This is a genomic window from Marinobacter mangrovi, from assembly GCF_016798325.1.
Lineage (GTDB): Bacteria > Pseudomonadota > Gammaproteobacteria > Pseudomonadales > Oleiphilaceae > Marinobacter_A > Marinobacter_A mangrovi.
In genome coordinates this window covers 866,561-890,215 of the sequence record NZ_JAERVO010000001.1, presented here as the reverse complement: position 1 = coordinate 890,215, position 23,655 = coordinate 866,561, and the positions used below count along the sequence as shown (strand labels likewise).

The following is a 23,655-nucleotide window of genomic DNA, read 5'->3' as shown; positions in this document are numbered from 1 at the left end:
GGGCGTCTCCTAGTATAGCGGCAGGATATCGCTGGGAGTGAGGCGTCGGGTCATGTCGTCCAGTGCAATCTGGCCGTTCTGGATGCCGATGATGCGATCGCAGTAGCGCAGGGCCAGGTCGATATCGTGCAGCGCCACGACGGAGGTGGCATAGGATTCGGTCATCAGGCCCATGACGACGTGAGCGAGCGGGCCGTCCAGCGCGGACACCGGCTCGTCCGCCAACAGGATCTCGGCGTTCTGGAACAGGGCCCGGGCAATCGCCGTGCGCTGTTTCTGGCCGCCGGACAGAGCCTCCACCGGCGTACGCAGTTTTTCCCGGATGCCAAGTTTTTCCAACAGGGGTTCGATGGCCTGGAGCTCCCGCCGCCGTGGCCACACCAGGTTGAGCAGGTTGTACCAGCGCGAGTGCGCGGCCAGCTGCCCCATATAGACGTTATGGAATACGGGAAGGGACTGGACCAGCCCCTGCTCCTGGGGCACCAGCGCTGCCCGGTCCCGCACCTGTTCGTACAGCAGGTTGAGCAGCGTTGATTTACCCGCACCGCTGCCGCCGACCAGCGCAATGTGCTCGCCCGGACGGATGTCCAGCGAGATGGGACCCAGGACCTGCTGGCCACCGTAGGCGGCCGTCAGGTTGCGCAGGTGGACGGCATCCATCAGTCGATGATTCCGATCTGTTTCGCGGTTTCGCGGATGGAGTCGTAATCCGAGTTGTTCGCCGGGATAAAGGCGGAACGCGGGAATTTCTTGAGCAGCTCGGGATCGTCCATGTTGACCAGCGCCTGCTTGACCTTATCCTTGAAGCCATCGCCGAAGCGCTCGTTGACGTCGCCGCGGATGGTCCACTGGTAGTCCTGGTAAGACGGGGTCTCCCAGATGACTTTGACCGCGTCGGTGTCGATCTTGCCGGCGTCCAGTTCGCTGTTCCAGACGGCGTAATTTACGGCGCCCACCTGATAGGTGCCGGATTCCACCAGACGAATGGTGCGGGAATGGTTACCACTGAAACCGACGCGACTGAAGACGTCTTCCGGAGCTTCGCCGAAGGTCTGGCGAATGTAGTATTCCGGCATCAGGCGACCGGAGGTGGACCCTTTGGAACCGAAGGTGAAGGTCATGCCCTTGATCGCCTTGGGCAGCGTGTCGGAATGCTCCAGGCCGGTGCTCTTGTGGGCGATGAAATAGGTGATGAACTGGGTGTCTTCCTTGCCCTGGGCAATCGCCTCGGAGCCAGGAACCAGCTGCCGGGCCTGGACGCCGGACAGGCCACCAAACCAAGCCAGTTGCACCTGGTTGTTGCGGAAGGCGGATACGGCCGCGGCGTAGCTCTTCACCGGTACGTAACGTACGTCCACATCCAGCTGTTCGGACAGGTAGTCGGCGACGCTCTGGAAACGCTCACGCAGTCGGGTTTCATCGTTATCGGGAATCGCAGTAAAGACAAAGGTGTCCGCCATGACCGGGGCCACCAGTGCCAGGGACAGCAGTAACGCCCGTCGAATCTGTTTTAGCATGTTGTTTTCTCCGTCGATGCCTGTTTCGCGGGGTTTCCCGCCGGCGTTGGGTTCTGGGTGCGCAAGAATACCGCCTTACTGCAGGGGATTGAAGCACTCCGCCTGACGCATCCTGCGCGGTTACACGAGGCGAATGGGCGCCAGCTCATCGCCCGCCTCGAGAATTTTTCCGATGGTCGCTGCCTGCCCGTAACCCCGCTCTTTCAGGGCGGCCAGACATTCCTCGGCCTGGTCCGCTGGCACGCCGGCGAGCAGCCCGCCAGCGGTTTGCGGGTCGAACAGGATCGGGTAGCGGGGATCATCCGCTTTCTCGGCCTGGTTGCGAATTGCCCGCCGCAATCGCACGTTGGCGGGTTGCAGCGAACTCAGGATGCCGTCTTTCAAGGTCTCTTCGGCGCCTTCCAGCAGGGGCAGACTGGGCAGGGCCAGCTCCGCATCGACACCAGACGGCCGGGTCATTTCCACCAGATGCCCCAGTAATCCAAAGCCGGTGACGTCGGTGCAGGCCGTGGCTCCAAATTCTTTCAGACACTGGGCGGCTCTCTGGTTGGACACCTGCATCTGCGCCAGGGCACCGTCGATCCAGCGTCCGCGGGCCTTGAGCCGCGGGTAGGCGGCAAACAGGGTGCCGGTGCCCAGCGGCTTGGTCAGGATGAGGACGTTGCCCGGTCGCAGGCCATCCTTGCGCAGGATGGCATCCGGGTCGACCAGACCGTTGACGGCAAAGCCCAATCCCAGCTCCAGCCCTTCACCGGTGTGCCCGCCAACCAGGGCGCAGCCGGCGCTGTTGAGGACATCCACGGCGCCTTTCATCATCTGGAACACCAGATCTTCCACCTTGGACTCGATCCCCGCCGGCACCGTGGCGATGGCCGTGGCGCTCTGGGCCTCGGCGCCCATGGCGAAAACATCCCCGAGGCTGTGGTTGGCGGCAATACGACCGAACACATAGGGGTCGTCAATGAACGCGCGAAAGAAGTCGATGGTCTGGACGACCGCCTTGCCGCCGGGGACGGTGAGTACGGCGGCGTCATCGGGTGAATGCAGCCCCACCAGGATGTCATCGCGTTCGACGGGCTGGATCCGGGCCAGGGCTCGGGACAGGACGGTGCTGCCCACCTTGGCACCGCAACCGCCGCACCGCATGGCCAGTGCTGAAATCGCCTGGGCGGCATCCTCGTCGTTCAGCGCGGCCGAGGTGTCGGGCTGTTGCGCCGATTCCGCCATCGCGGGCAAATCATTAAAACGGGCCATGAAGCGCCGGTCGATCCAGTCCTTCCAGCGCCAGACCCAACGCCCGCCGAATCCCAGGGCGCCCCGGGACGCGATGGCGTAGCGGTCGCCGGTGCTGATCAGTGCCAACCAGTGGCGCTGAGGATGGAACGGCCTGGGTGTTTGCCCCAGTGCGACTCGTCTCAGGTTATCCGCCAAAGGCGGCCCCTGGCGCACGGCAAACACGCCGGCTTTTTCCCGGGGATGTTCGGAGACGTGCGCGATATCGCCAGCCGCGAAGATGCGATCGTCGGTTTCCGTTTGCAGTGTGTTCCGGGTGCGGATAAAGCCGTCTTCGTCGAGCGCCAGTCCCGTCGTTTTCAACCAGTCCGGCGCGCCGGCCCGGGTGACCCAGAGGGTTTCATTGACGGCCAGCGAGCTGCCGCCGGCGGTATGAATCTGGTTGGCACTCACCTTGACCACGGGATCGCCCAGGTGAAGGCGGATGCCGCGGTCCCGGACCACGCTTTCCAGCCGGGCCCGAACCCGGGCGTTGTGCGTGGGCACCAAGGTGCTGTCGGCGTCGAACAAATGGAAGCGCAACTGGCGCGGATCCTTGTTCAGGGACTTGAACACCTGGCGCAGGCGATACTGCATGGCCAGGATCAGCTCGACGCCGCCGGCACCGGCACCGACGACGGCAATCGACAGCGGCCCCTGATGATGCTCGCAACGCTCAAGCAAGGCCTGCCAGCGGTTGTTGAAATCGTGGATGGGTTTGACGGGGACGGCGTATTGATCCGCTCCGGGTACGTCGCGCAGTCCCGGTGCGGAGCCGATATTGATCGACAGCAGGTCATAGGGCACTGGCGGTCGATTGCGGCAGAGCACCTGTTGGGACGATCGATCGATGCCCAGGGCCTCCTCCCGGAAAAAGCGAGCGCCGGCAAATTCGGCCAGGCGACGCAGGTCAATGTGCACGTCGTCATAGTCGTAATGGCCGGCCACATAACCCGGCAACATGCCGGAGTAGGGGGTGTGGGTGTCGCGGCAGATCACGGTGAGTCGAACGCCTGGCACCGGCTTCATGGCAAACCGTCGCAACACGCCGACATGGCTGTGGCCACCGCCGATCAGGACGATATCGCGCAGGACGGGCTGCTCGGGAGAGCGCATCATTCAACCTCAGACAAGATAAACGGTTGCGTATGATACGCAGACAGACGTTTGACGAGAACCGCCGGACGGCGCTCGGATCGGATCAACGCAATGGGGAAAGGTTGGGGGACGGCGCAGTGACCGTCCCCCGGTGTTCGAATCAGGAGAGCAGCTTCTTTGCCTCGGCAGACCAGGTGTCGTAACCGCGCATGGTGGAGAACTCTTTCATTTTCTCCTTTTCCTCGGCGGACGGATCGGCGATCTGCTTGATGGAGGTGATGCCTTTGGCCTGCATTTTCTTGGCAGTCGCCGGACCGATGCCCTTGACCTTGGTCAGGTCGTTTTCGTTCACGGTTTTCGGCTTACTGGCCGTGGCCGTCTTGGTGGCTGCGGTTTTCTTCGGTGCAGCCGCTTTTTTTGCGGCGGGCGCCTTGGATGCGGATGCCTTGCTGCTCGCCGAGGCTTTGGCGGCGGGCTTCTTGGCCGCTGGCTTGGTCGTGGCCTTCTTGGTGGTCGTCTTGGCGGTCTTGGCAGCCTTGTTAGCCGCGGTTTTCGCAGCAGGCGGCGTCGCCTTCGCAGCGGTTTCCTGCGTCTTGTCGGCGACCTTCGCGGTGGTCTGTTTCACTTCCTTGGAAGCGAGACCTACGCGCTCGAGCAGGTGATGCTGCAGTTCGTGGAATTCGTTCAGGCGACGATCCAGCTCTTCGTTGAAACGCTTCATTTCGCGCTCACGGAGCTTTTCCACTTCATCCAGCAGCTTGCGAATCGGTTCCTGGACCTGACTTTGCAGGGCGTCGAACTGCTTGAATGCGTCGTTAATGAGTTTTTCGATCTGGGTGGAGGTCTTCTCGAATTCCTTGTTGACCTTCTTCACCAGTTTATCGACACCTGCCTTCTCTTTCTTGGCCATGGTTCATTCCCCGTTTGCTCTGGTTTATTGATGACTGCGGTGTTTCGATGCGTTTCCCGTCAGGCGGTTGCGCTGAAATCTTAAAGCAGGATTGGGGGAGTATGACGCCCTTTCCCTGTCTGTCCGGATTGCCTGTGGCGCCATCAACCTGCCACGGGTTTGTCCAGAATCCCTGTACGATCAGGCCAGTTGCGTGGCGCCGGTGCCACTCTGACTGCGCCTTGAGCGCAACGACTGTTTGCGCTCGAGCACTTCCTGAATGCGACCCAACTTGCCGCGCAGATCCGCGTCGGTGCGGGTCTGCGAGGCTGCAAAATCAATGGAATAGAAGAAATTGCTACAGTGCTTTCTCACCTCAACGACCAGCCCCTGAAGGCCTTCCGCTTCGATGTTGTCGAACGGCATTTGCATGATGAGGTCGAACTGGAGGGTGTCGCCGGGCTCGAAGACTTTGTCTGTTTTCAGGATGCAGCCGTATTCGTCCAGTCCGAAAATACGGGATTCGATCAGTTCCTTCCTGAACAGGCCTTTCTTGAAACGAAAGCGCGCCGTCAGGTCGGGCAGGGGCTGTGTGCTTGTGAGATCCATTCGATCCATGGGCAAAACCGCTGTTACGGCAAAATCTACTACCGGTTGAAGACAGGTTCGCACCGTCGGGGTTCCCCGGCGGCACCTTCAATGGGCATCGACTGCGTTCGATCGTACCCTCGACTGACGCCTTTCACCTGCAATATTGCTCAAACTGTAGTCAGCGACGGGCAATATGGCAACGTGATCAGCCTTGTACATTAAACTTTTTGACGTCTTGTTCAAGTTTACAAGGTGTCGTAAGGGGCCAGATGCAGACGCATGGTAACCATTTGTGACATTTTGTGCCACGTCGCCTGCAGCTGGCCCGGCGTTTTACTGGTCCGAGGTCTTGGACACGGAGTACATATCCGTACGACGATCCTTCAGGTTGGTGACCGAACCTTCGTCACGCACCAGCGTCAGTTTTTCCAGGTCCATATCCGAGAACATGATCATCTCGGTGTTGGGCGTGGTCTCCGCCATCACCGCATCGTGAGGGAAAGCGAAGTCCGACGGCGAGAAGACCGATGACTGGGCATACTGGACGTCCAGGTTTTCGACCTTGGGCAGGTTGCCCACACTGCCGGTAATCACCACATAGCACTCGTTTTCGATGGCCCGGGCCTGGGCACAATGCCGCACCCGCAGGTAGCCGTTCTTGGTGTCGGTCCAGAAGGGCACACAGATGATGTCGACACCCTGGGCCGCAGCAATCCGGCCCAGCTCGGGGAATTCGATGTCGTAACAGATCAGGATGGCGACCCGGCCGGCATCGGTCTCGAACACTTCAAACTGGTTGCCGCCTTCAATAACCCAGTCCCGGCGTTCGTGCGGCGTGATGTGGATCTTGCGCTGCTCGTCCACGCGGCCATCCCGGTGACACAGGTAGGACACGTTATACAGCCGGTCGTTGTCCAGCAACGGCATGGAGCCGGTGATGATGTTGATGTTGTAGCTGACCGCCATCTCCGACATCTGGTCCCGGAACTGCTGGGTGAACCCGGCCAGAAACCGAATCGCGCGGGTCTGGTCGAGCTGGTCGGTCAGGCCCATCAGCGGCGCGTTGAAAAACTCCGGGAAGAGGGCGAAGTCGCTTTTGTAGTCGGACAGCGCATCGACGAAGTATTCCACCTGCTTGAGCACTTCATCCACGGAGGTGAATTCCCGCATCTGCCACTGGACCGCGCCCATGCGCACCTGGGTCTTGCGCGTCTTGAGGACTGGCGCCGGTGGCGTGTACAGGATGTTGTTCCACTCGAGGAGTGTGGCGTAACCCATTGATTTCTGGTCTTCCGGAAGATACTTGTGCATCAGCCGGGTGACCTGGAAATCGTTGGAGAGTTGGAAGGTCAGGATCGGGTCGTAGATTTCCTTGCGATCGACCCGCTCAATGTATTCCGCCGGGGTGAACTGATCGGAGAACTTGTAGTAGTTGGGGATCCGACCGCCCGCCAGGATCGCACGAAAGTTCCGGGAGCGGCACAGTTCCTTGCGCGCCTCATAGAGACGCCGGCCCAGGCGGTAACCCCGATAGTCGGGATGGATAAACACATCCAGCCCGTACAGCGCGTCGCCGTCGTCGTTGTGCCAGATGCGCTCGTTCTTGAGGATCAGGTCATCGTACGTGTGCGGGTTACTGAAGCGCTCGTAGTTGACGCAGACGGTCAGGGCGACGGCAATCAGTTCACCGTTGTCTTCGATGCAGATCTGCCCGTCGGCGAACTGTTCCACCAGTTCCTTGATCGTGTCTTCGGGCCAGGCGCCGCCAATATCGTCGTAGACAAGATCCATCAGCGCCTTGAGCTGGGGATAGTCGTCATCGGTCAGGTTACGGAGATTGAGGTGCAGTTCTTCGTGAGCCATCGAGGCATCTCCCGGCAGTAAAAGCGTGTTGCAAAGGGTTACAAAAAAGGGCGATCAATAAGGGTTTAGCATAACAGATCGCCATCAGGCCTTGCGGTATCCTGCTGGCCATTCAATCCCGGACTGATCGTGTGATCCACAGGCCCGGGATTCCTCACCGGCCTGCCGGCCTTCAATCTGTTGTGCTAACCAGGAGAATGTCCGCATGGGCAGTATGTCATTCGGCCAAAAGCTGCTGACAGCCGTTGCCGTCCTGCTGATCGCCGTGATCAGCGTTTACGCCGTCATGGGCGATCGCCGCCTTGTGAAGACCACGGACACCTATGTGGAGGCGATGGTCGACGATTCAATCAACCAGAGTACGGCGAGTATCGCTGAATGGCTCAATGGCCGACTCGACATGGTGGAAGCCACCGCCGACGGGCTGCGCAACGTGGAAAACGAAGCCCAGGCCCGCACGTTGCTGCAGACGGCCACCCAGGGCGGCGGTTTCAACGACGTGTATGTCGGCGGCGCTGACGGCTCCATGCTGATGCCGACCGAAGCCCGCGACGCCACGCTGCCGGACGACTTCGACCCGCGCACGCGCCCCTGGTACAAGCTGGCCCGTCAGAATGGCCAGGGTACCTTTACCGAGCCGTTTGTGAACGTGACCAACGGCGGCATTATTATTTCCGCGGCGGCGCCGGTCAAAAGCGGTGTCTTTGAGGGCGTCGTCGGTGGGGACATCACGCTGAAGACCATCGACCACCTGCTGTCGTCAGTGACCCTGGCCGACACCGGTTACACCACGCTGATCAACCGCAAGGGCACGATCCTGTACCACCCGAACGCCAAGCTGGTCGGCAAGAACATCAAGACGCTGCTCGGCAGCCAGCCGTCGCTGGATGGTTCCTCCCACGAATACACCCTGGACGGCGCCGACTGGCGGGTCAGCTTCCATCCCATCGAGGGCGCCCGCGGCGTGGATTGGTACCTGGGATCGTTCGCCAATGACGACCTGATCATGGCACCGGTGAAGGACGCGCGACTGGCCGGATCGATCGTGGCCGTGATTGGCATCCTGATCACGCTGATCCTGCTGCACCTGGTTGTGCGCGCCTTGATGAAGCCCGTCCGCAGTCTGCGGGATGCGATGAAGGACATCGCCAGCGGCGACGCCGACCTGACCCAGCGCCTGTCCGTGGACAGTGGCGACGAATTTGGTCAAACCGCTGAGAGCTTCAACGCCTTCATAACGAACGTTCAGGGTGTCGTCCGGGATGTCCAGCGGGGTGCCATCGAGCTGCGTGACGCCGTAGGCTCGCTGCGTCAGACCGCCCGGGCCAGCCGCGACAGCGTGGAAGGTCAGCAATCGGAAATCGATATGGTGGCCACCGCGATCAATGAGATGTCTGCAGCGGCCTCTGAAATTGCCCAGTCCGCCCAGCAGACAGCCGATGCTTCCAGCACCGCCGACAAGGACGCCCAGGAGACCCAGACGACGGTCAAGGCCTCCCGCGATGCCGTCGAACGCCTGTCGTCGGGCATCGGCAGCGCCGCGGATGTGATCGAGACCCTGGGTAAGGATGTTGCCCAGATCAACACCGTTCTGGACGTCATCCAGGACGTGGCGGAGCAGACCAATCTGCTGGCGCTGAACGCCGCTATTGAAGCCGCCCGGGCCGGTGAGGCCGGGCGTGGTTTTGCCGTCGTTGCCGATGAAGTGCGCAACCTGGCTCGCCGGACCCACGACAGCACCGAAGAGATCAATGCCATGATCGAACGGCTGCAGAAGGGGGCAGACAACGCCGTGAGCGTGATGCAGGACTCCCGGGCCATTTCCAACGTGAGCATGGAGAAAGCGCAGGATGCGATGGACGCGCTGAACCGGATTGCCGAGTCCATCACCGCCATCAGTAACATGACGACGCAGATTGCGACGGCGTCCGAAGAGCAGACCTCCGTCACCGAGGAACTGAACAGTTCCATCACCCGCATTGCCGAGCAGGGGCAGGAAGCAGCCAGCGCGGCGAGCGACAACGATGTCTACAGCAGCAAGATCGACGACATCGGCCGGACACTTCACGACAACGTCGAACGGTTCAACGTCTGACGTGGCCCATGCCGGTACCCAACGAGGTGCCGGCATCCTTCCCCTCCGGCCGTGCGTTCTGCCTGGCCCACTCCCAAATACTTAACGCTTCCCTGAAGACTTAACTAAAGTTAAGACATCGCCGGCCGATCTCTAGATAAGAGCGGTCGCCATTGGAGGTAAAGGCGCCGCCGGCGCTGGACTCGATGGGGAATCCTGGCCTTGATCCACGGGATACCTTGTTTGCAGTCGCTGCTACAAACCAGGGACGGGCAATAATTAATATTCCAACGCTCAGATCGGGGACCCCTTCCATGCGCAGTATGTCATTCGGCCAGAAACTGCTGACAGCCGTCGCCATCCTTCTCATCCTTGTGGTAAGCATCTACGCCGTCATGGGCGACCGCCGCCTGGTGTCGACGACAGACACCTACGTCAATGCGCTGATCGACGACTCCATCGCACAAAGCACGGCGAGTATTGCCGAATGGCTCAACAGCCGGTTGGCGATTACCGAAGGCGCCGCCAGCGCATTGCGCCAGGTGGACGGTGAGGATGAAGCCCGGGCCATCCTGCAATCGGCCACCCAGGGTGGCGGGTTTGAAAACGTATACGTCGGGCGTGCAGACGGCTACATGCTGATGAAGACACCGGCCGATGACGCCACGCTGCCCGACGATTACGATCCCCGCGTGCGCCCCTGGTACAAACTGGGCCAGTCCGGCGGCACTGGCACGTTCACAGAGCCGTACCAGGACGTCAGCAGCGGCAACATGATTATTTCCACGGTGGCCCCGGTGAAGTCGGGCACCTTCAAGGGCGTGGCCGGCGGTGACATCACCCTGGAAACCATCGAGCACATCCTGTCCCCGGTGACCCTGGCCGACACCGGTTACGCCACGCTGATCAATGACAAGGGCGTGATTCTCTATCATCCCAACCGGAAGCTGGTCGGCAAAAAAATCAACGAGTTGATTGGCGGTGCGCCGCAGTTGGATGGCACCTCCCACACCTACACCATCAAGGATGCCGACTGGCGCGTGAGCTTCCACGCGATCAAGGGCGCCCAGGGCGTCGACTGGTACCTCGGCGCCTTCGCCAATGACGACAAGATCATGGCGCCGGTGCAATCTGCCCGGGTCACCGGCACCATCGTCGCGATTGTTGGCATTATCGTGACGCTGATCCTGCTCAACATCGGTGTGCGCGTGCTGATGAAGCCGGTCCGTAACCTGCGTGACGCGATGAAGAACATTGCCAGCGGCGATGCGGATCTGAGCCAACGGCTGGACGTCGATAGCCATGACGAGTTCGGCCAGACCGCCGAGAGCTTCAACGCGTTTATCGGCAACGTGCAGACTGTCGTGCGGGATGTGCAGCGGGGCGCGATCGAACTGCGCGACGCCGTTGGATCGTTGCGCCAGACCGCCGGCGCGTCCCGCAACAGCGTGGAAAGCCAGCAAACCGAGATCGATATGGTGGCCACGGCCATCAACGAGATGTCGGCGGCCGCCAACGAAATCGCCCAGAACGCCCAGCAAACGGCGGATGCGTCGAATACCGCGGATCAGGACGCCCAATCCACGCAGGAAACAGTGAAGGCATCCCGTGACGCTGTCGAGCGTCTGGCTGCCGAAATTGGCCAGGCGGCTGAAGTCATCGAAACCCTCGGCAAGGACGTTACCCAGATCAACACGATCCTGGAAGTCATCCAGGACGTGGCCGAGCAGACCAACCTGCTGGCCCTGAACGCCGCGATCGAGGCCGCCCGCGCCGGTGATGCCGGCCGGGGCTTTGCGGTGGTGGCAGATGAAGTGCGCAACCTGGCCCGCCGCACCCACGACAGCACCGAAGAGATCAACGCCATGATCGAGCGGCTGCAGAAGGGGGCGGATAACGCGGTCAACGTGATGCAGGAGTCCCGCGCCGTATCCAACGTCAGCATGGAGAAGGCCCAGGACGCGATGGATTCACTGAACCGGATCGCCGAGGCCATCACGTCCATCAGCAACATGACCACGCAGATCGCCACGGCCTCTGAAGAGCAGACCTCAGTGACCGAAGAGCTGAACGCCTCCATCAATCGCATTGCGGACCAGGGGCAGGAGGCGGCCGCCGCAACCAGCGAGAACGACATCTACAGCGGCAAGATCGACGAGATCGGCCGGTCCCTTCAGGACAATGTGGAACGCTTCAAGGTCTGATTCGGAACTGAATCGTCACTCGATGGGCGAGGGCCGGGATCCCGGTTCCTCGCCCAGCTGTATCCGGACCTTCATGTCCTGGAGCACATCCTTGCCAATGCCCAGCACGCCGCCCGGCAGCCAGGGATTGCCCAGATGGAACACATGGCGGTCGGACAGGTGCAGTGCCTGGACGGGCTTGGTGTAGTAGGTGTTTATAAAGTCAGCAAAGCTGCCGTCGGCGATCGCACGCTCCAGCCCCAGCTGGATCCGGACCGCCAGGTTGAGGTCACTGCGGCCCACAAAGAAATAGTTCGGCATGGTGTAGGTGAACAGCAACGTGGGCTCAATGACCAGGTTCTTGTCCGACTGCAAGTCCAGGTCGTAATACACCTCACTGACACCCCGGGCGAAGCATTCGAAACGGCCACCTTCCAGCATATCGAACAGGGTTTCGAAGCCGGGATGGGTGACCACGTCCAAGCCGTTGGCTTCCAGGATCTTGGTGTCCGGCCAGTGGCGCCCCTGACCAAAGCGGATCCGGCGCTCCCGCACGTCGGCCAGCCGGGTGATGCCCTTGAATCGGGGTAGCATGTCCTTCGTCGTCACGCACACCCGGTATCCCAGCAGGCCACCATCAATCGGGATGGTGACGGCGAGAAGGTTGTCTTCCCGTTCCGGCGTCGTCGCCACATTGGCCACCTGCACGGACCGCGAACGGTCGCTCGCCAATTCCCTCAGGGCTCGTCCCTGATTCATTTCCGGGCTGCGCACGATCGTGTAGGGACCGTATTCCGGAGTCTTTTGCAGCGCCAGATCCAGCAGCGCTTGTATCGCAGGGCTGTCGTAGTTGCGGTACCAGAGGATAATCTGTTTAGGTGGTTCTGCTTCGGCGTGCTCGTCTGACGGGAATGCGGCAACCGGCTGCATCAGGCATGCGGCAACCAGGCAGCCCCGGCAAAGCGAGATCAGGATATGACGGATAAGGGCCAGGGGCTCTGCCTGGTCAGCCCCCGATGAGAATCCTCGGCGTAACAACACAGCACGTCCTATGCGGTACCACTTCTGTCAGTGTAGCGGCTTTGGCCACGACGGCAGTCAGTGAAACATTAAATGATGACAAATGTTGTATCCCGGGTCCCATTTTGGGAATCTGCGGTTCACTGTGAAAGGGATGACACCATGCGAAATCGACTGATAGCAATGACCGGCGACTGGCTGGCCGGCCTGGATCCGGAAGCGGGGCTGGAAAAACCATTGAACTGGCTGCAACGCCATGGCGGCATGCGGATGGTGAACCGTCTGGTCGGCTTATCGATTCCATTCGCCACCCGCAACCGGTTCCGTGTCGAGGCGGTCAGCCGGGGTTACGTACGGGCGCGCATTGCGCTCAAGGGCAATCGCAATCACTTTGGCAGCCTCTACGCCGGCGCCTATTTCCTGGTGGCAGAAATTCCGGGCGGTGTGATGACGCTCTTCGACCTGGGGCCTGACTACATCCCCATCCTCAAGGAGATGTCACTTCAATTTCTGGAACCGGCCAACAGCGACGTCACCATCGAACTGACCATGGCTGAAGCCACGCGAAGCGCTATCCAGGCGGACGCCGACACCACCGGTCGAGCCGCATTTACGCTGGAAGGCGAATTGAAAGACGAAGCGGGCACGCTGGTCGCCCGTTCAGTAGCGCATTACCGGGTACGTAAGAAAGGATTTGAGCAAGCCATTGGCCACTCGTAGGTTGGGCTGACGCAGGAAGCTCAACAGGCGCTATCCCGAAGACGAAGCTTATATGCCCGACGGTTGTGGCCAGTCGCCAGAAATGGATGGTGCCTCAGAGCGGCGCGCAATCCGGAAATATTGTGATGCCTGAACACCAATTGTTGGGCTTCCTGCGTCAGCCCAACCTACAGTCAGCCCACGCAGGATTGCCAGGTAAAGCTCAGTCCAGCGTCCCGAGCACCTCTAGAAACTTCGCGCCGTATTTTTCCAGCTTCGCGGCGCCGATACCGCTGATTTCCCCCATGGCCTCAAGGTCCCGGGGTTTCTGATCCAGCATGGCGAGCAGGGTGGCGTCGTGGAAGATGACGTAGGGTGGGACGCCCTGTTCGTCGGCCAGTTCCTTGCGGCGGGCACGGAGCTTTTCCCAGCCATCGGGATCGCTGACCACCAGCTGGCGTTTGCTGCCACCGGCGCTGCCTTTGCTGGTTTTCTTGCGTTCCGGATCCTGCCGCAGCCAGACCGTTTCTTCGCCTCGCAGAAGAGGACGGCAGGTTTCGGTCAGGCTGAGCGCGCCGTAGCCTTCGGCGTCCGCCTGCAGCGAGCCGTTGGCCACCAATTGACGGAACACGCTCTTCCATTGCCGGGCTGACATATCGGCGCCAATGCCAAACGTGCTGACCTTGTCGTGTCCCATACTGCGGATGCGTTCGTTATCGGCGCCGCGCAGCACGTCGATCAGGTAGTTGACGCCGAATCGCTGGCCGGTCCGGAACACGCAGGACAGCGCTTTCTGCACGGCCACGGTGGCGTCCCAGGTTTTCGGCGGCTCAAGGCAGGTGTCGCAGTTGCCGCAAGGTTCCGGCAGTTCATCGCCGAAGTAGCGCAGCAGAACCTGGCGGCGGCAGTCCACCACCTCACAGAGCCCCAGCATCGCATCCAGCTTCTGGCGCTCGACGCGCTTGAACTGATCGTTGCCCGGCGACGACTCCAGCATTTGCCGCAGTTTGATCACGTCCTGCAGGCCATAGACCATCCAGGCATTGGAGGGCGCGCCATCACGCCCCGCGCGGCCGGTTTCCTGATAATAGGCTTCGATACTCTTGGGCAGATCGAGGTGGGCGACAAAGCGCACGTCGGGTTTATCGATCCCCATGCCGAAAGCGATCGTAGCGACAATGATGATGCCGTCTTCCCGCAGGAAGCGCTCCTGGTGCGCCGCTCGCGTATCCGCCGGCAGACCCGCGTGGTAGGGCAGTGCGGCATAGCCCTTGTCGCTCAGCATCTTGGCGGTGGCTTCCACCTTGTTACGCGACAGGCAATAGACAATCCCGGAATCGCCCTGATGTTCCTCTTTAATAAACGCCAATAACTGCTTGTTGGCGTTGTCCTTCTCTGCAATTCGATACTGGATGTTGGGACGATCGAAACTGCTGACAAAATGGCGGGCGTCGGTCAGATGCAGGCGCTCGGCGATTTCCTTGCGGGTGCGCTCGTCGGCCGTGGCGGTCAGGGCGATCCGGGGAACGGCCGGAAATTCCCGCTCCAGCATGTCCAGGGACAGGTAGTCCTCCCGGAAGTCATGACCCCACTGGGACACACAGTGCGCTTCATCAATGGCAAACAGGGACAGTGGCGCCTGGTGAAATAGCTGCTGCATGCGCGGCTGGAGCAACCGTTCCGGCGCGCAGTAGAGCAGGTCGAGTTCTCCCTGGACCAGCGCGTTCTCGATATCCCGGGCTTCATCCGGCCACTGGGTGGAATTCAGGAAGGCGGCGCGAATTCCGGCCTGGTTCAACGCCGCCACCTGATCCTGCATCAACGCGATCAGTGGGGATATGACGATGCCCACGCCCGGCCTCACCACGGCCGGCACCTGATAACAAAGCGATTTACCGCCGCCGGTGGGCATCAGTACCAGGGCGTCTTCACCCTGCAGCAACGCCTCGACCACGTCGCCCTGGAGCGGACGGAAATCCTCGAAACCGAAGGTGTCGTGCAGCACGGTCTGGGCACGGGCTTTGAGGCTTTCGGGATCGGTGGCCGGTGGCGTTTCGGTCAGGGTCATAGAAGGTTCAGGGCGGCAGATGAATGGAAGGCGAGAAGGATACCAGAGACAGGGCCTTTTTCTCACCGTCGGGGACGGTACAATGTCGCCCTTTGATCTGGCGCGGTAGAATGGCGCCACCTAAACTTGCCGACAGGTCTTTGACTCGGCGACCTGAACGTCGCCCGCCCAAGGCCATGGCATGGATGGGCATAGCCAGCGGTTATCGCCCCAAAAAATATCCAACAAGGACACCATGCAGGATTTTGATGCAATTCGGCCGTACCGGGATGATGAAACCCCGGATGCCATCAGCCGCCTGGTCAACGACCCGGAGTTCCTGACGCTTATCGGCCGCTTCAAGGCGCCCACCATGACCCGTCTCGCGCCCGCGGTGACCCGCTTCTGGATCAGCCGCTGGCTGAAGCGCGAGTTCGGCAGTGTGGATTCCATTGGCAGCCTGCAGGCTCGCCTTAACCCCCTCGTAGGTCAACTGATCGAGAGAACCACCACCCGGCTCAGTCATTCCGGACTTGAGGGACTGGATAAGGACACGGCCTACGTGTTCATTTCCAACCATCGGGACATTGTATTCGATCCCATGGTGGTCAACTACCTGCTACATGAGAACAAGCAGCAGACCACTCGCATCGCCATCGGCGACAACCTGCTCCAGAACCGGCTGTTTGCCGAGATGATGCGCCTCAACAAGAGTTTCGTGGTCAAGCGCAACATGTCGAGCCCGCGGGAGATGCGGGACGCCTACCAGACGCTCTCGGCGTTCATCCATCATTCGATCGAGGACAACCAGAGCATCTGGATCGCCCAGCGTGAAGGGCGCGCAAAGGATGGCCTGGACCTGACGGATCCGGCGATCATCAAGATGTTCTACATGAGCCAGAAGAAGTCCGGCATCAGCTTTGCCGAATCGATGAATCGACTTCGCATCGTGCCGGTTTCCATCGCCTACGAATACGACCCCTGCGATGTGCCCAAGGCGCGCGAGCTGGAGGCTCGTGCCCGCACCGGCTCCTACCAGAAGCACGCCGATGAGGACACCGATCAGATCGTGCAGGGCCTGACCGGATTCAAGGGCCATGTGCACGTGCATTTCGGGGCGCCCATCAGCGACTCGCCGGATTCGGCGAAAGAACTGGCCGCGCGCATCGATGAGGACATGCATCGCCATTACCACCTGCATGCCTCCAACCTCATTGCCTACGACATGAGCCAGGTAAACCAGTTGAGCCATCAGACGGAACCCCAGGTCCCGGAAACCATCGAAACCGCAGAGGCCTGGTCACCAGCGGATATCGAAGCCGCACGGTCCGAACTGGAGCGGCGCCTGGGTGCCGTGGACCGGGCATTACATCCCTTCCTGCTGGCGATGTACGCCAACCCGGTGAACAGTATGCTGAAAGCCCTGGCGCCGCCGCTGACGGACGGCTGATCCGGTCATGAACCACCTCGCGCACCTGTTTCTGGCCCAGCCGACAACGCCTTCACGTGTCGGCAATCTGCTGGGGGATTTCGCCCGGGGTGTGGATACCGAGGCGCTGTCGGCGCCGGTTCGTCATGGCTTGCAGAATCACTGGACGGTGGACGCCTACACCGACCAGCATCCGGAGGTCCGGGCCTCCAAGGCCCTGTTCTCGTCACGCCGTCGGCGTTTTGCGGGCATTGCTCTGGACGTGCTGTACGACCACTTCCTGATTCGCCACTGGGCCACCTTCGCGGCGGTCGACTTCGACGCCTTTGTGGCCGGGGCCTACGCCGACCTGGAGGCCGGTGAGCACCTGATGCCGTCCCATATGGCGACGGTTGTCGGACGGATGATTCGTCACGACTGGTTTGATGCCTACCGGGATCTGGAGCAGGTGGGGTTCGCACTGGACCGGATTGCCGGCCGCATCCGCTTTGCCAATCGCTTTGACGGTGTCATCGAAGAGATCCGGGCCCATGATGAAGAACTGGAGCGCCATTTCCTGGAGTTCATGCCCGAGCTGATTGCCCACGTGCAAAGCCGCCAGACGGAAACACCGATCGAATCCACCGCAGGTGAGCCCTGGCACTGGATTCGATACACTGCCGACGATTCCCAATCCTGAAAACAGACGCTGTGAGGTAATTGTGACCACACTCAAGACCATTGAACTCGAAACCCGGCCGAATCCCGATGCCGCCGTCATCTGGCTGCACGGCCTGGGTGCCAGCGGCCACGATTTCGAACCGGTGGTGCCGGAGCTGCGGCTGCCGCAGGACGCCGGTATCCGGTTTATTTTCCCTCACGCGCCCAACCTGCCGGTGACCATCAACGGCGGCATGCACATGCCGGCCTGGTACGACATCAAGGCGATGGACATTGATCGCACCGTCGATGAAGCGCAGCTGCGTCAATCCGCCGATGCGATCGTGGAGCTGATCGAGCAGGAGATCGCCCGGGGCATCGACAGCAAGCGGATTGTCATCGCCGGCTTCTCGCAGGGCGGGGCGGTGGCTTATGAAGTGGGGCTGAGCTACGACAAGCCACTGGCAGGCATTCTGGGCCTGTCCACCTATTTCGCGACCGCCCAGTCCATCAAGCTCTCCGAGGCCAATCGAGCCATCCCCATCCGGATCTACCACGGCACACACGATCCGATGGTGCCCGAAAGCCTGGGCAAAAAGAGCGTACAGACCCTGCAGGACATGGGCTACGACGTGAGCTACGAAACCTATCCGATGGACCACAGCGTCTGTCTGGAGGAAATCCTGGATATCGGTCAGTTCCTCAGCAAACACCTTAACCTGGGCTGATTGCCGTGTTTTTTCGCCGACGTTCCAGAATGACGCCACAAAAGGTGATTGTGCGCGTCACCATCCTGGCGCTGCTGATCATGCTGGCGTCGGCGATTTCCAAGGGCGTGCTGTTTCATTCGGTGCTGGCGCCGGACGAGACCGGTCGCCAGCCGATTGAGAAGGCATCCGCGGACAAGGCGGTGTCAGGTTCGCCAGAAAGCCGGCGAGAAGAGGATAATCACGCTCAGTAGCTCCAGACGCCCCAGGATCATGCCGGCACTGAGGATCCACTTGGCGGCGTCCGGCAGGGACGCGAAATTCCCGGCGGGGCCGATCACCGGGCCCAGGCCGGGTCCCACGTTGGTCAGCGCCGTAATGGACGCGGTCAGCGCCGTGGTGAGGTCCACGTTCATCAGCGACAGGCACAGCGTCATCACCGCCATACACATCAGGAACACGAAGACGTAGGCAATCATCGACGCGATGATCTCGTCACTCACGGCCCGCCCGTTAAAGTTCCGCGTCAGCACCGCGCGAGGGTGCAACAGGCGCCGGAACTGCTCCCGCAATACCATGAACGACAGCTGGAAGCGGAAGATCTTCATGCCGCCGCTGGTCGAGCCGGAACAGCCGCCGATGAAGGTCAGGAAGAAGAACGCCACGCTGGTGAATGATCCCCATTGCAGGTAATCCTCCGAGGCGTAGCCGGTGGTGGTCACGATCGACGTCACGTTGAACAGCGCCGACACGAACAGGTCCACCGGATGCTCCTCGTGCATCCAGAGCCGGTAAACCGTCATCACCAGCGCCGCCACCACCAGTAGCCCCAGGAACGCCCGCACTTGCTGGTCCCGGAACAGGACCCAGTGCTGGCCATGCAGCTCCCGCACGAACAGGAAGAACGGCATGCTGCCGAGGGCCATGAAGATCGAGGATTCAAACAGGATCAGGTTGGAATCGAACTGGCCCATGGACTGATCGGAGGTGGAGTAGCCCCCGGTCGAAATCGTGGTAAAGGCATGGTTCACGGCATTAAACAGGGTCATGCCGGACGCCCAGTAAATGAGGATGCAGGCCAGCGTGAGGCCACAGTAGACAAACAGCAGGCCGCGACTCAGGCTTTTCATCCGCGGCAGCGCTTTTTCCGTCCATTCCGACGATTCGGTCGCGAACAGGCGCATACCACCAATCCCCAGGAAAGGCAGGACGGCCACGAACATGCCGATGATCCCGATGCCGCCGATCCACTGGATGATCGAACGCCACAGCAGGATGTCCGGCGACATGGCGTCCAGGCCACTCAGCACCGTGGAGCCGGTCGTGGTGATGCCCGAGAAACTCTCGAAAATGGCATCTGTCATCGACAGGTCCAGGTTGCTGTAATACAAGGGCAGGGCGCACAGGATAGAGATGATCAGCCAGCTGCTGACGGTCAGCACGAACATGTACCGGGGCTGGAGCCGATGCGAACGGTTGCGGGTCAGCAGAATGCCGATGACCGCTGCCGCGAGGACACCGATGGCCGGATAGGTAAATGCGGTCGTGTTGGCGCTGGCATCGCCCAGAAACAGCACGGCAGGAATGGCCATGAAGATGCTGAGCAGCACCATCATGATGCTAACGATATAGGTAACGGGAGACAGGTTTCTCATTCAGAACAACGTCATTCCATGAACGGCCGGCCGGTCGCGATGCGCGAAGGGTACCTTCAAGCGCCGCGAAAGGCGAATGTTGTCATAATCCTAGTCAATAAGGGAGGCCATGACCGCTGTTTTCATGTTTTCCATCGAAACAAACCGGAGCAGGTTTCCGGGGAACCATCCCGGTCTCTGTGACTCGAACCAGAAACATACGGTACACACCGCTTCGCCCGGCAGAAATGACAACGTTCGAGGCCACCGCCATGCCATTGTCCCGACGCGTTTTAATCCAGGGTTTCCTGGTTCCTGTTCTTGCCTTCAGTCTCTCCAGCGCCGTGGTCGCGGAGCCGGTCAAACGCTGGGAAAGCGGTTCCGAATCGACGGATACCGTGGAACTCTTCACCTCCGAGGGCTGCAGCAGCTGCCCGCCCGCAGATCGCTGGCTGTCATCCCTGAAATCCAGGCCCGGTGTGTTCCAGTCCTTCATCCCGCTGGCGTTCCATGTGGATTACTGGGATTACATCGGCTGGAAGGATCGCATGGCCGATCCGGCCTTCAGTGCTCGCCAGCGTGATTATGTGGCCGCAGGGGATGTCAGCCAGGCCTACACGCCGGGCATCGTCGTTAACAGCCACGAATGGCGCGACTGGTTTCAGGGGCACCGGGATTGGCAGTCAACACCGGCCAATGTAGGCAAGATGACCGCCACGCTGGACGGACAGGAGCGACTGACGGTGGCGTACGCGGGGTATCAGCCGGGACAGCGGCTCAATGTGGCCTATCTCGGGATGGGGATGACGTCCGAAGTGAAAGCCGGAGAAAACCGGGGGCGTGAGCTGACCCATGATTTCGTGGTGCTGGGTGTGACTCATCCGGAAGGCGGGTCGCCGTGGTCGGTCACCTTGCCACCCAGGCCCGAGGCCGGGCAGGCGCGCACCGCGCTGGCTGTCTGGGTGTCGCCGCCGGACAGCCCGGAAATCGTCCAGGCTGTCGGCGGCTATCTGGATTGATGGCGTCGGCTTACATCGGCAGACGATCGGCTTTGTCCAGGAATGCCCGGGCCTCATCCGGAAGCACCTTGACGTCGAGATGACTGTCGACGCGGGATGACCGCATGCGTACTTCGACCGGGCTGCTCTGACTGGCAATATACTGCAGCGTCGATTCATCCAGGTTGGCCACGCCGTATTCAGTGTGGGCACACCCGTAATCATTGCAGGTCATGTCCGCGCCCTGCCAGGCCAGCGGTAGGGTCACCGGCTCGCCGTTCCGGCTGAATTGCAGCTGGTCCCAACGTTTCCAGTCTTCGGAATTGACCAGCAGGTTGATCTGATAGGCCTTCTGGCCGCTCTGTTTATCGATAGACGCGGCGAAGAAGTAGTCGGATGGCGACGGGAAGCCGGTGAAGGGCTGATCGTACAGCTCCGAAGTGACGAGGATCTGGTCCTGGAGGTCATCCGTCGCGTATTTGACCGAGATGCCATCGGTCGTGGTGGTGGCACATCCGGTAAGCAGGCCTGCAGTCAGCAAACCCAGGCCTAACAGCGTGTTGCGTTTCATTCGTCGTTCCCTCTCTGTCTTGCAGACATCGCCTCTATTATACGGCGCCTACCGGCTCACAGACGATGGTTGAAAGTGCTCATGTACGAGACGCTATGCTCGCGCGACCCGACGTTTTGTTGAAGTGGCGAATTCGACATAAAAGGTGTCAGAAATGCCAAACCGAACCCGCAATCTCATTGGCGGTCGTGAAAAGCTCAGGTCGATACCACCTGTTCACAGATCACATTCAGGCAGCCGGGTTGGCAGGTCACATCCAGTGGTGTTTTACCGGCCACATCACCGTCGGCCGTAACGGTCTTGGGCTTGCGGGTGACCACGCGGCACCAGGGGCTTTTCAGGTGCACGACCGTATCGGTGTGCCCGGGCGAGCGGCGCAGGATACGCACTCTCAGGAAGGTGAGCAAAAGCCGGAGCAAAGACCGGGGTTTGACGGCGACAATATCCAGTTGGCCATCGTTGGCGGAGGCTTCAGGAATCTCATTGCCGCCGCCAAAAAACGCCCCGGTTGCTACCGCGATCGATAGCCAGCGCCCGGCGACGGTGCCGTTCTCACACTCGATAATGGCCCGGAAACCCCGTTTGTCCGTTACCCGGCGCAGTAATGTGGCAACGTAACTGAAACGCCCAAGGAGACGCTTGGTCTGGCCGGACGATTCCCGCACCGGCCAGGTTCCCAGACCGATGTGGGCGACATTCAGAAAAATCTGGTCGTCAAAACGGGCCACATCCAGCCAATGCGTTTTACCGCTGGCTATCAGTTCACACAGGGCGACCGGATCTTCGGGCAACCCCAGATTGCGGGCGAAATCGTTAGCCGTTCCTGAGGGCAGGATGCCGAGGGTGGCGCCGGTGTCCAGGCACAGGGCGGCGGCGCGGTTGACCGAGCCATCACCTCCGGCCGCCAGCACCCGGTCATCGGATTGCACCCGCCGCATCCACCCCTGATCCTCCAGGTCGCAGATTTCCAATCCGGTCACGCCCGCGTCGGTGAGCCGTGGAGACCAGAAATCGGCACCGCGCTGGCCGTCGCCCGCCTTGGGATTGGCTATTAACCAGGTCGTCATGGTGTCCTTACCCTCACTGGCCGGGATCGTCTGGAGTGGTACCCATCCTTTATAGAGGAGCCGGCCCCCGGATGCCATATTCACCACAGGGACGCCGGCTTCGTGGAAGGCTCAGTGACCGGTGTGGGCCTGCCAGACGGCTTCGACCCGGGCCAGCGCCGCCTGCTTGTCGGCGTCGCTCAACCAGCTCCCTTCAAAGCTGTTTCGTGCCAGTTGGACGACTTGCTCGGGCGTCAGGTGAAGATGCTCGATCATGGCGTGGAAGTTGGCGTTGACGTAGCCGCCGAAGTAGGCGGGATCGTCTGAGTTCAGCGTGACGTGCAACCCCTTTTCCAGCATGGTTGGCAAGGGATGATCATCCAGCGTGTCGACGACGCACAGCCGGAGGTTGGACAGGGGGCAGACCGTCAGCGTGAGGCCTTTCTCGGCAATCAGCGCAGTGAGCTGTTCGTCTTCGAGGGCCCGGTTACCGTGGTCTATGCGTTGAATTTCCAGTTGCTTGATGGCCTGCCAGACGTAATCGGGCGGGCCTTCCTCCCCGGCATGGGCGGTGACCTTGAGCCCCAGGTCCCGGCAACGTTTGAACACCCGCTCGAACTTCTCCGGCGGATGGCCCATTTCCGAGGAATCGAGTCCGATGCCATCGATTCGGTCGAGGTAAGGGGTCGCCAGCTCCAACGTCTCGAAAGCACTGTCTTCACTCAGGTGACGCAGGAAGGAAAGGATCAGACGAAAGCTGATCCCCAGCTTGTCACGCCCATCGCACAGTGCCTTGTAGATGCCATTGAACTGGATGTCGAAGGCGATGCCCCGTTCCAGGTGGGCCTGAGGATCGAAGAACACTTCAGTATGGACCACGTTGTCAGCCTGGCAGTGCTCGAGATAGGCCCAGGTCAGGTCGTAGAAATCCTGTTCGGTCAACAGGACCGACATCCCGCTGTAATAGAGATCCAGGAATTCCTGCAGGTTGTTGAACTGGTAGGCCTGGCGCAACGCCGCTTCGTCCGGGTAGGGGAGGCTCACACCATTGCGGCGGGCCAGGGCGAACATCAGCTCCGGCTCCAGACTCCCTTCCAGGTGCATATGAAGCTCCGCCTTGGGCAGTTTGTCGGCGAGGGCGAGAGTGGACTCGGTCATACCATTTCCTTGAAAGCAATTTTCGAGAACCTTATCACAGTCGCTCAAGCCGCGTCCCAGCGGGCTCGGACGCTGATTAGCCGATGCCATGTGAATGTTTAATTTTTGCACTCGGCCATTTGCGTCTACGCTTTTTTAACAGCACCGAAGGACGTAGTGGTGCCAGCGCGGCAAGGGAGGCCTTGCGCTGCCCTTGCCGGGATAAAAACTCCGAGGAATG

Annotated in this window: 20 protein-coding genes; 8 read left to right on the top strand and 12 right to left on the bottom strand. The window is 60.7% G+C overall.

All coding sequences use genetic code 11. The annotated features are described in order from the left end of the window. Positions 1 to 9: 9 nt before the first annotated feature. The 6 genes from JL474_RS03930 to JL474_RS03905 all read right to left on the bottom strand — a co-directional run bounded on the left by JL474_RS03930 (position 10) and on the right by JL474_RS03905 (position 7,230). Complete coding sequence (locus tag JL474_RS03930; RefSeq protein ID WP_123634512.1) at positions 10 to 660, bottom strand: phosphonate ABC transporter ATP-binding protein; 651 nt, start codon at positions 658 to 660, stop codon at positions 10 to 12. Continuing rightward, a complete protein-coding gene (locus JL474_RS03925) occupies positions 660 to 1,517 on the bottom strand; it encodes a putative selenate ABC transporter substrate-binding protein (RefSeq protein ID WP_203140992.1) in 858 nt (285 codons plus the stop codon). The genes JL474_RS03930 and JL474_RS03925 overlap by 1 nt, the downstream gene beginning before the upstream one ends. Positions 1,518 to 1,637: 120 nt before the next feature. Next, a complete protein-coding gene (gene selD, locus JL474_RS03920) occupies positions 1,638 to 3,908 on the bottom strand; it encodes a selenide, water dikinase SelD (RefSeq protein WP_328797771.1) in 2,271 nt (756 codons plus the stop codon). Positions 3,909 to 4,047: 139 nt separating this feature from the next. Then, positions 4,048 to 4,797 (bottom strand): helix-hairpin-helix domain-containing protein, encoded by a 750-nt coding sequence (locus JL474_RS03915; RefSeq protein WP_203140991.1) that lies wholly within the window; start codon positions 4,795 to 4,797, stop codon positions 4,048 to 4,050. A gap of 180 nt (positions 4,798 to 4,977) precedes the next feature. Next, positions 4,978 to 5,385, bottom strand: coding sequence for a hypothetical protein (locus JL474_RS03910; protein ID WP_328797770.1), 408 nt, complete (start codon positions 5,383 to 5,385; stop codon positions 4,978 to 4,980). A 315-nt stretch (positions 5,386 to 5,700) separates the two neighbouring features. After that, the gene (locus JL474_RS03905) at positions 5,701 to 7,230 is read right to left on the bottom strand and encodes a bifunctional GNAT family N-acetyltransferase/carbon-nitrogen hydrolase family protein (RefSeq protein ID WP_203140990.1); all 1,530 of its coding nucleotides are present in this window, start codon (positions 7,228 to 7,230) and stop codon (positions 5,701 to 5,703) included. A gap of 205 nt (positions 7,231 to 7,435) precedes the next feature. Here JL474_RS03905 and JL474_RS03900 point away from each other — a divergent pair, with 205 nt between their 5' ends. After that, positions 7,436 to 9,325, top strand: a complete 1,890-nt coding sequence (locus JL474_RS03900; protein ID WP_203140989.1) for a methyl-accepting chemotaxis protein — start codon at positions 7,436 to 7,438, stop codon at positions 9,323 to 9,325. Positions 9,326 to 9,618: 293 nt separating this feature from the next. After that, positions 9,619 to 11,508: a methyl-accepting chemotaxis protein gene (locus JL474_RS03895; protein WP_203140988.1), complete on the top strand. Its 1,890-nt coding sequence runs from the start codon at positions 9,619 to 9,621 to the stop codon at positions 11,506 to 11,508. 15 nt (positions 11,509 to 11,523) lie between these two features. Here the strand turns inward: JL474_RS03895 and JL474_RS03890 are convergent, their stop codons facing one another. Then, a complete protein-coding gene (locus tag JL474_RS03890) occupies positions 11,524 to 12,528 on the bottom strand; it encodes a hypothetical protein (RefSeq protein ID WP_328797769.1) in 1,005 nt (334 codons plus the stop codon). A gap of 141 nt (positions 12,529 to 12,669) precedes the next feature. Here JL474_RS03890 and JL474_RS03885 point away from each other — a divergent pair, with 141 nt between their 5' ends. Next, complete coding sequence (locus tag JL474_RS03885; RefSeq protein WP_203140987.1) at positions 12,670 to 13,227, top strand: DUF4442 domain-containing protein; 558 nt, start codon at positions 12,670 to 12,672, stop codon at positions 13,225 to 13,227. A gap of 202 nt (positions 13,228 to 13,429) precedes the next feature. Here the strand turns inward: JL474_RS03885 and recQ are convergent, their stop codons facing one another. After that, on the bottom strand, positions 13,430 to 15,274 hold the full coding sequence (recQ, locus tag JL474_RS03880; protein WP_203140986.1) for a DNA helicase RecQ: 1,845 nt from the start codon (positions 15,272 to 15,274) through the stop codon (positions 13,430 to 13,432). Between the two features lie 235 nt (positions 15,275 to 15,509). Between recQ and JL474_RS03875 the strand changes: the two genes are divergently transcribed. Genes JL474_RS03875 through JL474_RS03860 form a run of 4 tightly spaced genes read left to right on the top strand, consistent with a single transcriptional unit; the run spans position 15,510 to position 18,282 of the window. Next, entirely contained in the window at positions 15,510 to 16,703 is a 1,194-nt protein-coding gene (locus JL474_RS03875) for a 1-acyl-sn-glycerol-3-phosphate acyltransferase (protein ID WP_123634520.1), read from the top strand. Between the two features lie 7 nt (positions 16,704 to 16,710). Further along, positions 16,711 to 17,361 carry an acyl carrier protein phosphodiesterase gene (locus JL474_RS03870; RefSeq protein WP_203140985.1) on the top strand — a complete coding sequence of 217 codons (651 nt, stop codon included), beginning with the start codon at positions 16,711 to 16,713 and terminating at the stop codon, positions 17,359 to 17,361. Positions 17,362 to 17,383: 22 nt separating this feature from the next. Continuing rightward, positions 17,384 to 18,049, top strand: a complete 666-nt coding sequence (locus JL474_RS03865; RefSeq protein WP_203140984.1) for an alpha/beta hydrolase — start codon at positions 17,384 to 17,386, stop codon at positions 18,047 to 18,049. 29 nt (positions 18,050 to 18,078) lie between these two features. Continuing rightward, on the top strand, positions 18,079 to 18,282 hold the full coding sequence (locus JL474_RS03860; protein ID WP_123634523.1) for a hypothetical protein: 204 nt from the start codon (positions 18,079 to 18,081) through the stop codon (positions 18,280 to 18,282). Here JL474_RS03860 and JL474_RS03855 read toward each other — a convergent pair. Next, positions 18,235 to 19,683 (bottom strand): TrkH family potassium uptake protein, encoded by a 1,449-nt coding sequence (locus tag JL474_RS03855; protein ID WP_236011975.1) that lies wholly within the window; start codon positions 19,681 to 19,683, stop codon positions 18,235 to 18,237. The genes JL474_RS03860 and JL474_RS03855 overlap by 48 nt on opposite strands. 251 nt (positions 19,684 to 19,934) lie before the next feature. Here JL474_RS03855 and JL474_RS03850 point away from each other — a divergent pair, with 251 nt between their 5' ends. Continuing rightward, positions 19,935 to 20,681, top strand: coding sequence for a DUF1223 domain-containing protein (locus tag JL474_RS03850; RefSeq protein ID WP_203140983.1), 747 nt, complete (start codon positions 19,935 to 19,937; stop codon positions 20,679 to 20,681). Positions 20,682 to 20,691: 10 nt separating this feature from the next. Here the strand turns inward: JL474_RS03850 and JL474_RS03845 are convergent, their stop codons facing one another. The 3 genes from JL474_RS03845 to JL474_RS03835 form a co-directional block, all read right to left on the bottom strand. Next, entirely contained in the window at positions 20,692 to 21,231 is a 540-nt protein-coding gene (locus tag JL474_RS03845) for a hypothetical protein (protein WP_203140982.1), read from the bottom strand. 197 nt (positions 21,232 to 21,428) lie between these two features. After that, positions 21,429 to 22,298, bottom strand: a complete 870-nt coding sequence (locus JL474_RS03840; RefSeq protein ID WP_203140981.1) for a diacylglycerol/lipid kinase family protein — start codon at positions 22,296 to 22,298, stop codon at positions 21,429 to 21,431. A 111-nt stretch (positions 22,299 to 22,409) separates the two neighbouring features. Then, on the bottom strand, positions 22,410 to 23,435 hold the full coding sequence (locus tag JL474_RS03835) for an adenosine deaminase (protein WP_203140980.1): 1,026 nt from the start codon (positions 23,433 to 23,435) through the stop codon (positions 22,410 to 22,412). Positions 23,436 to 23,655 lie beyond the last annotated feature (220 nt).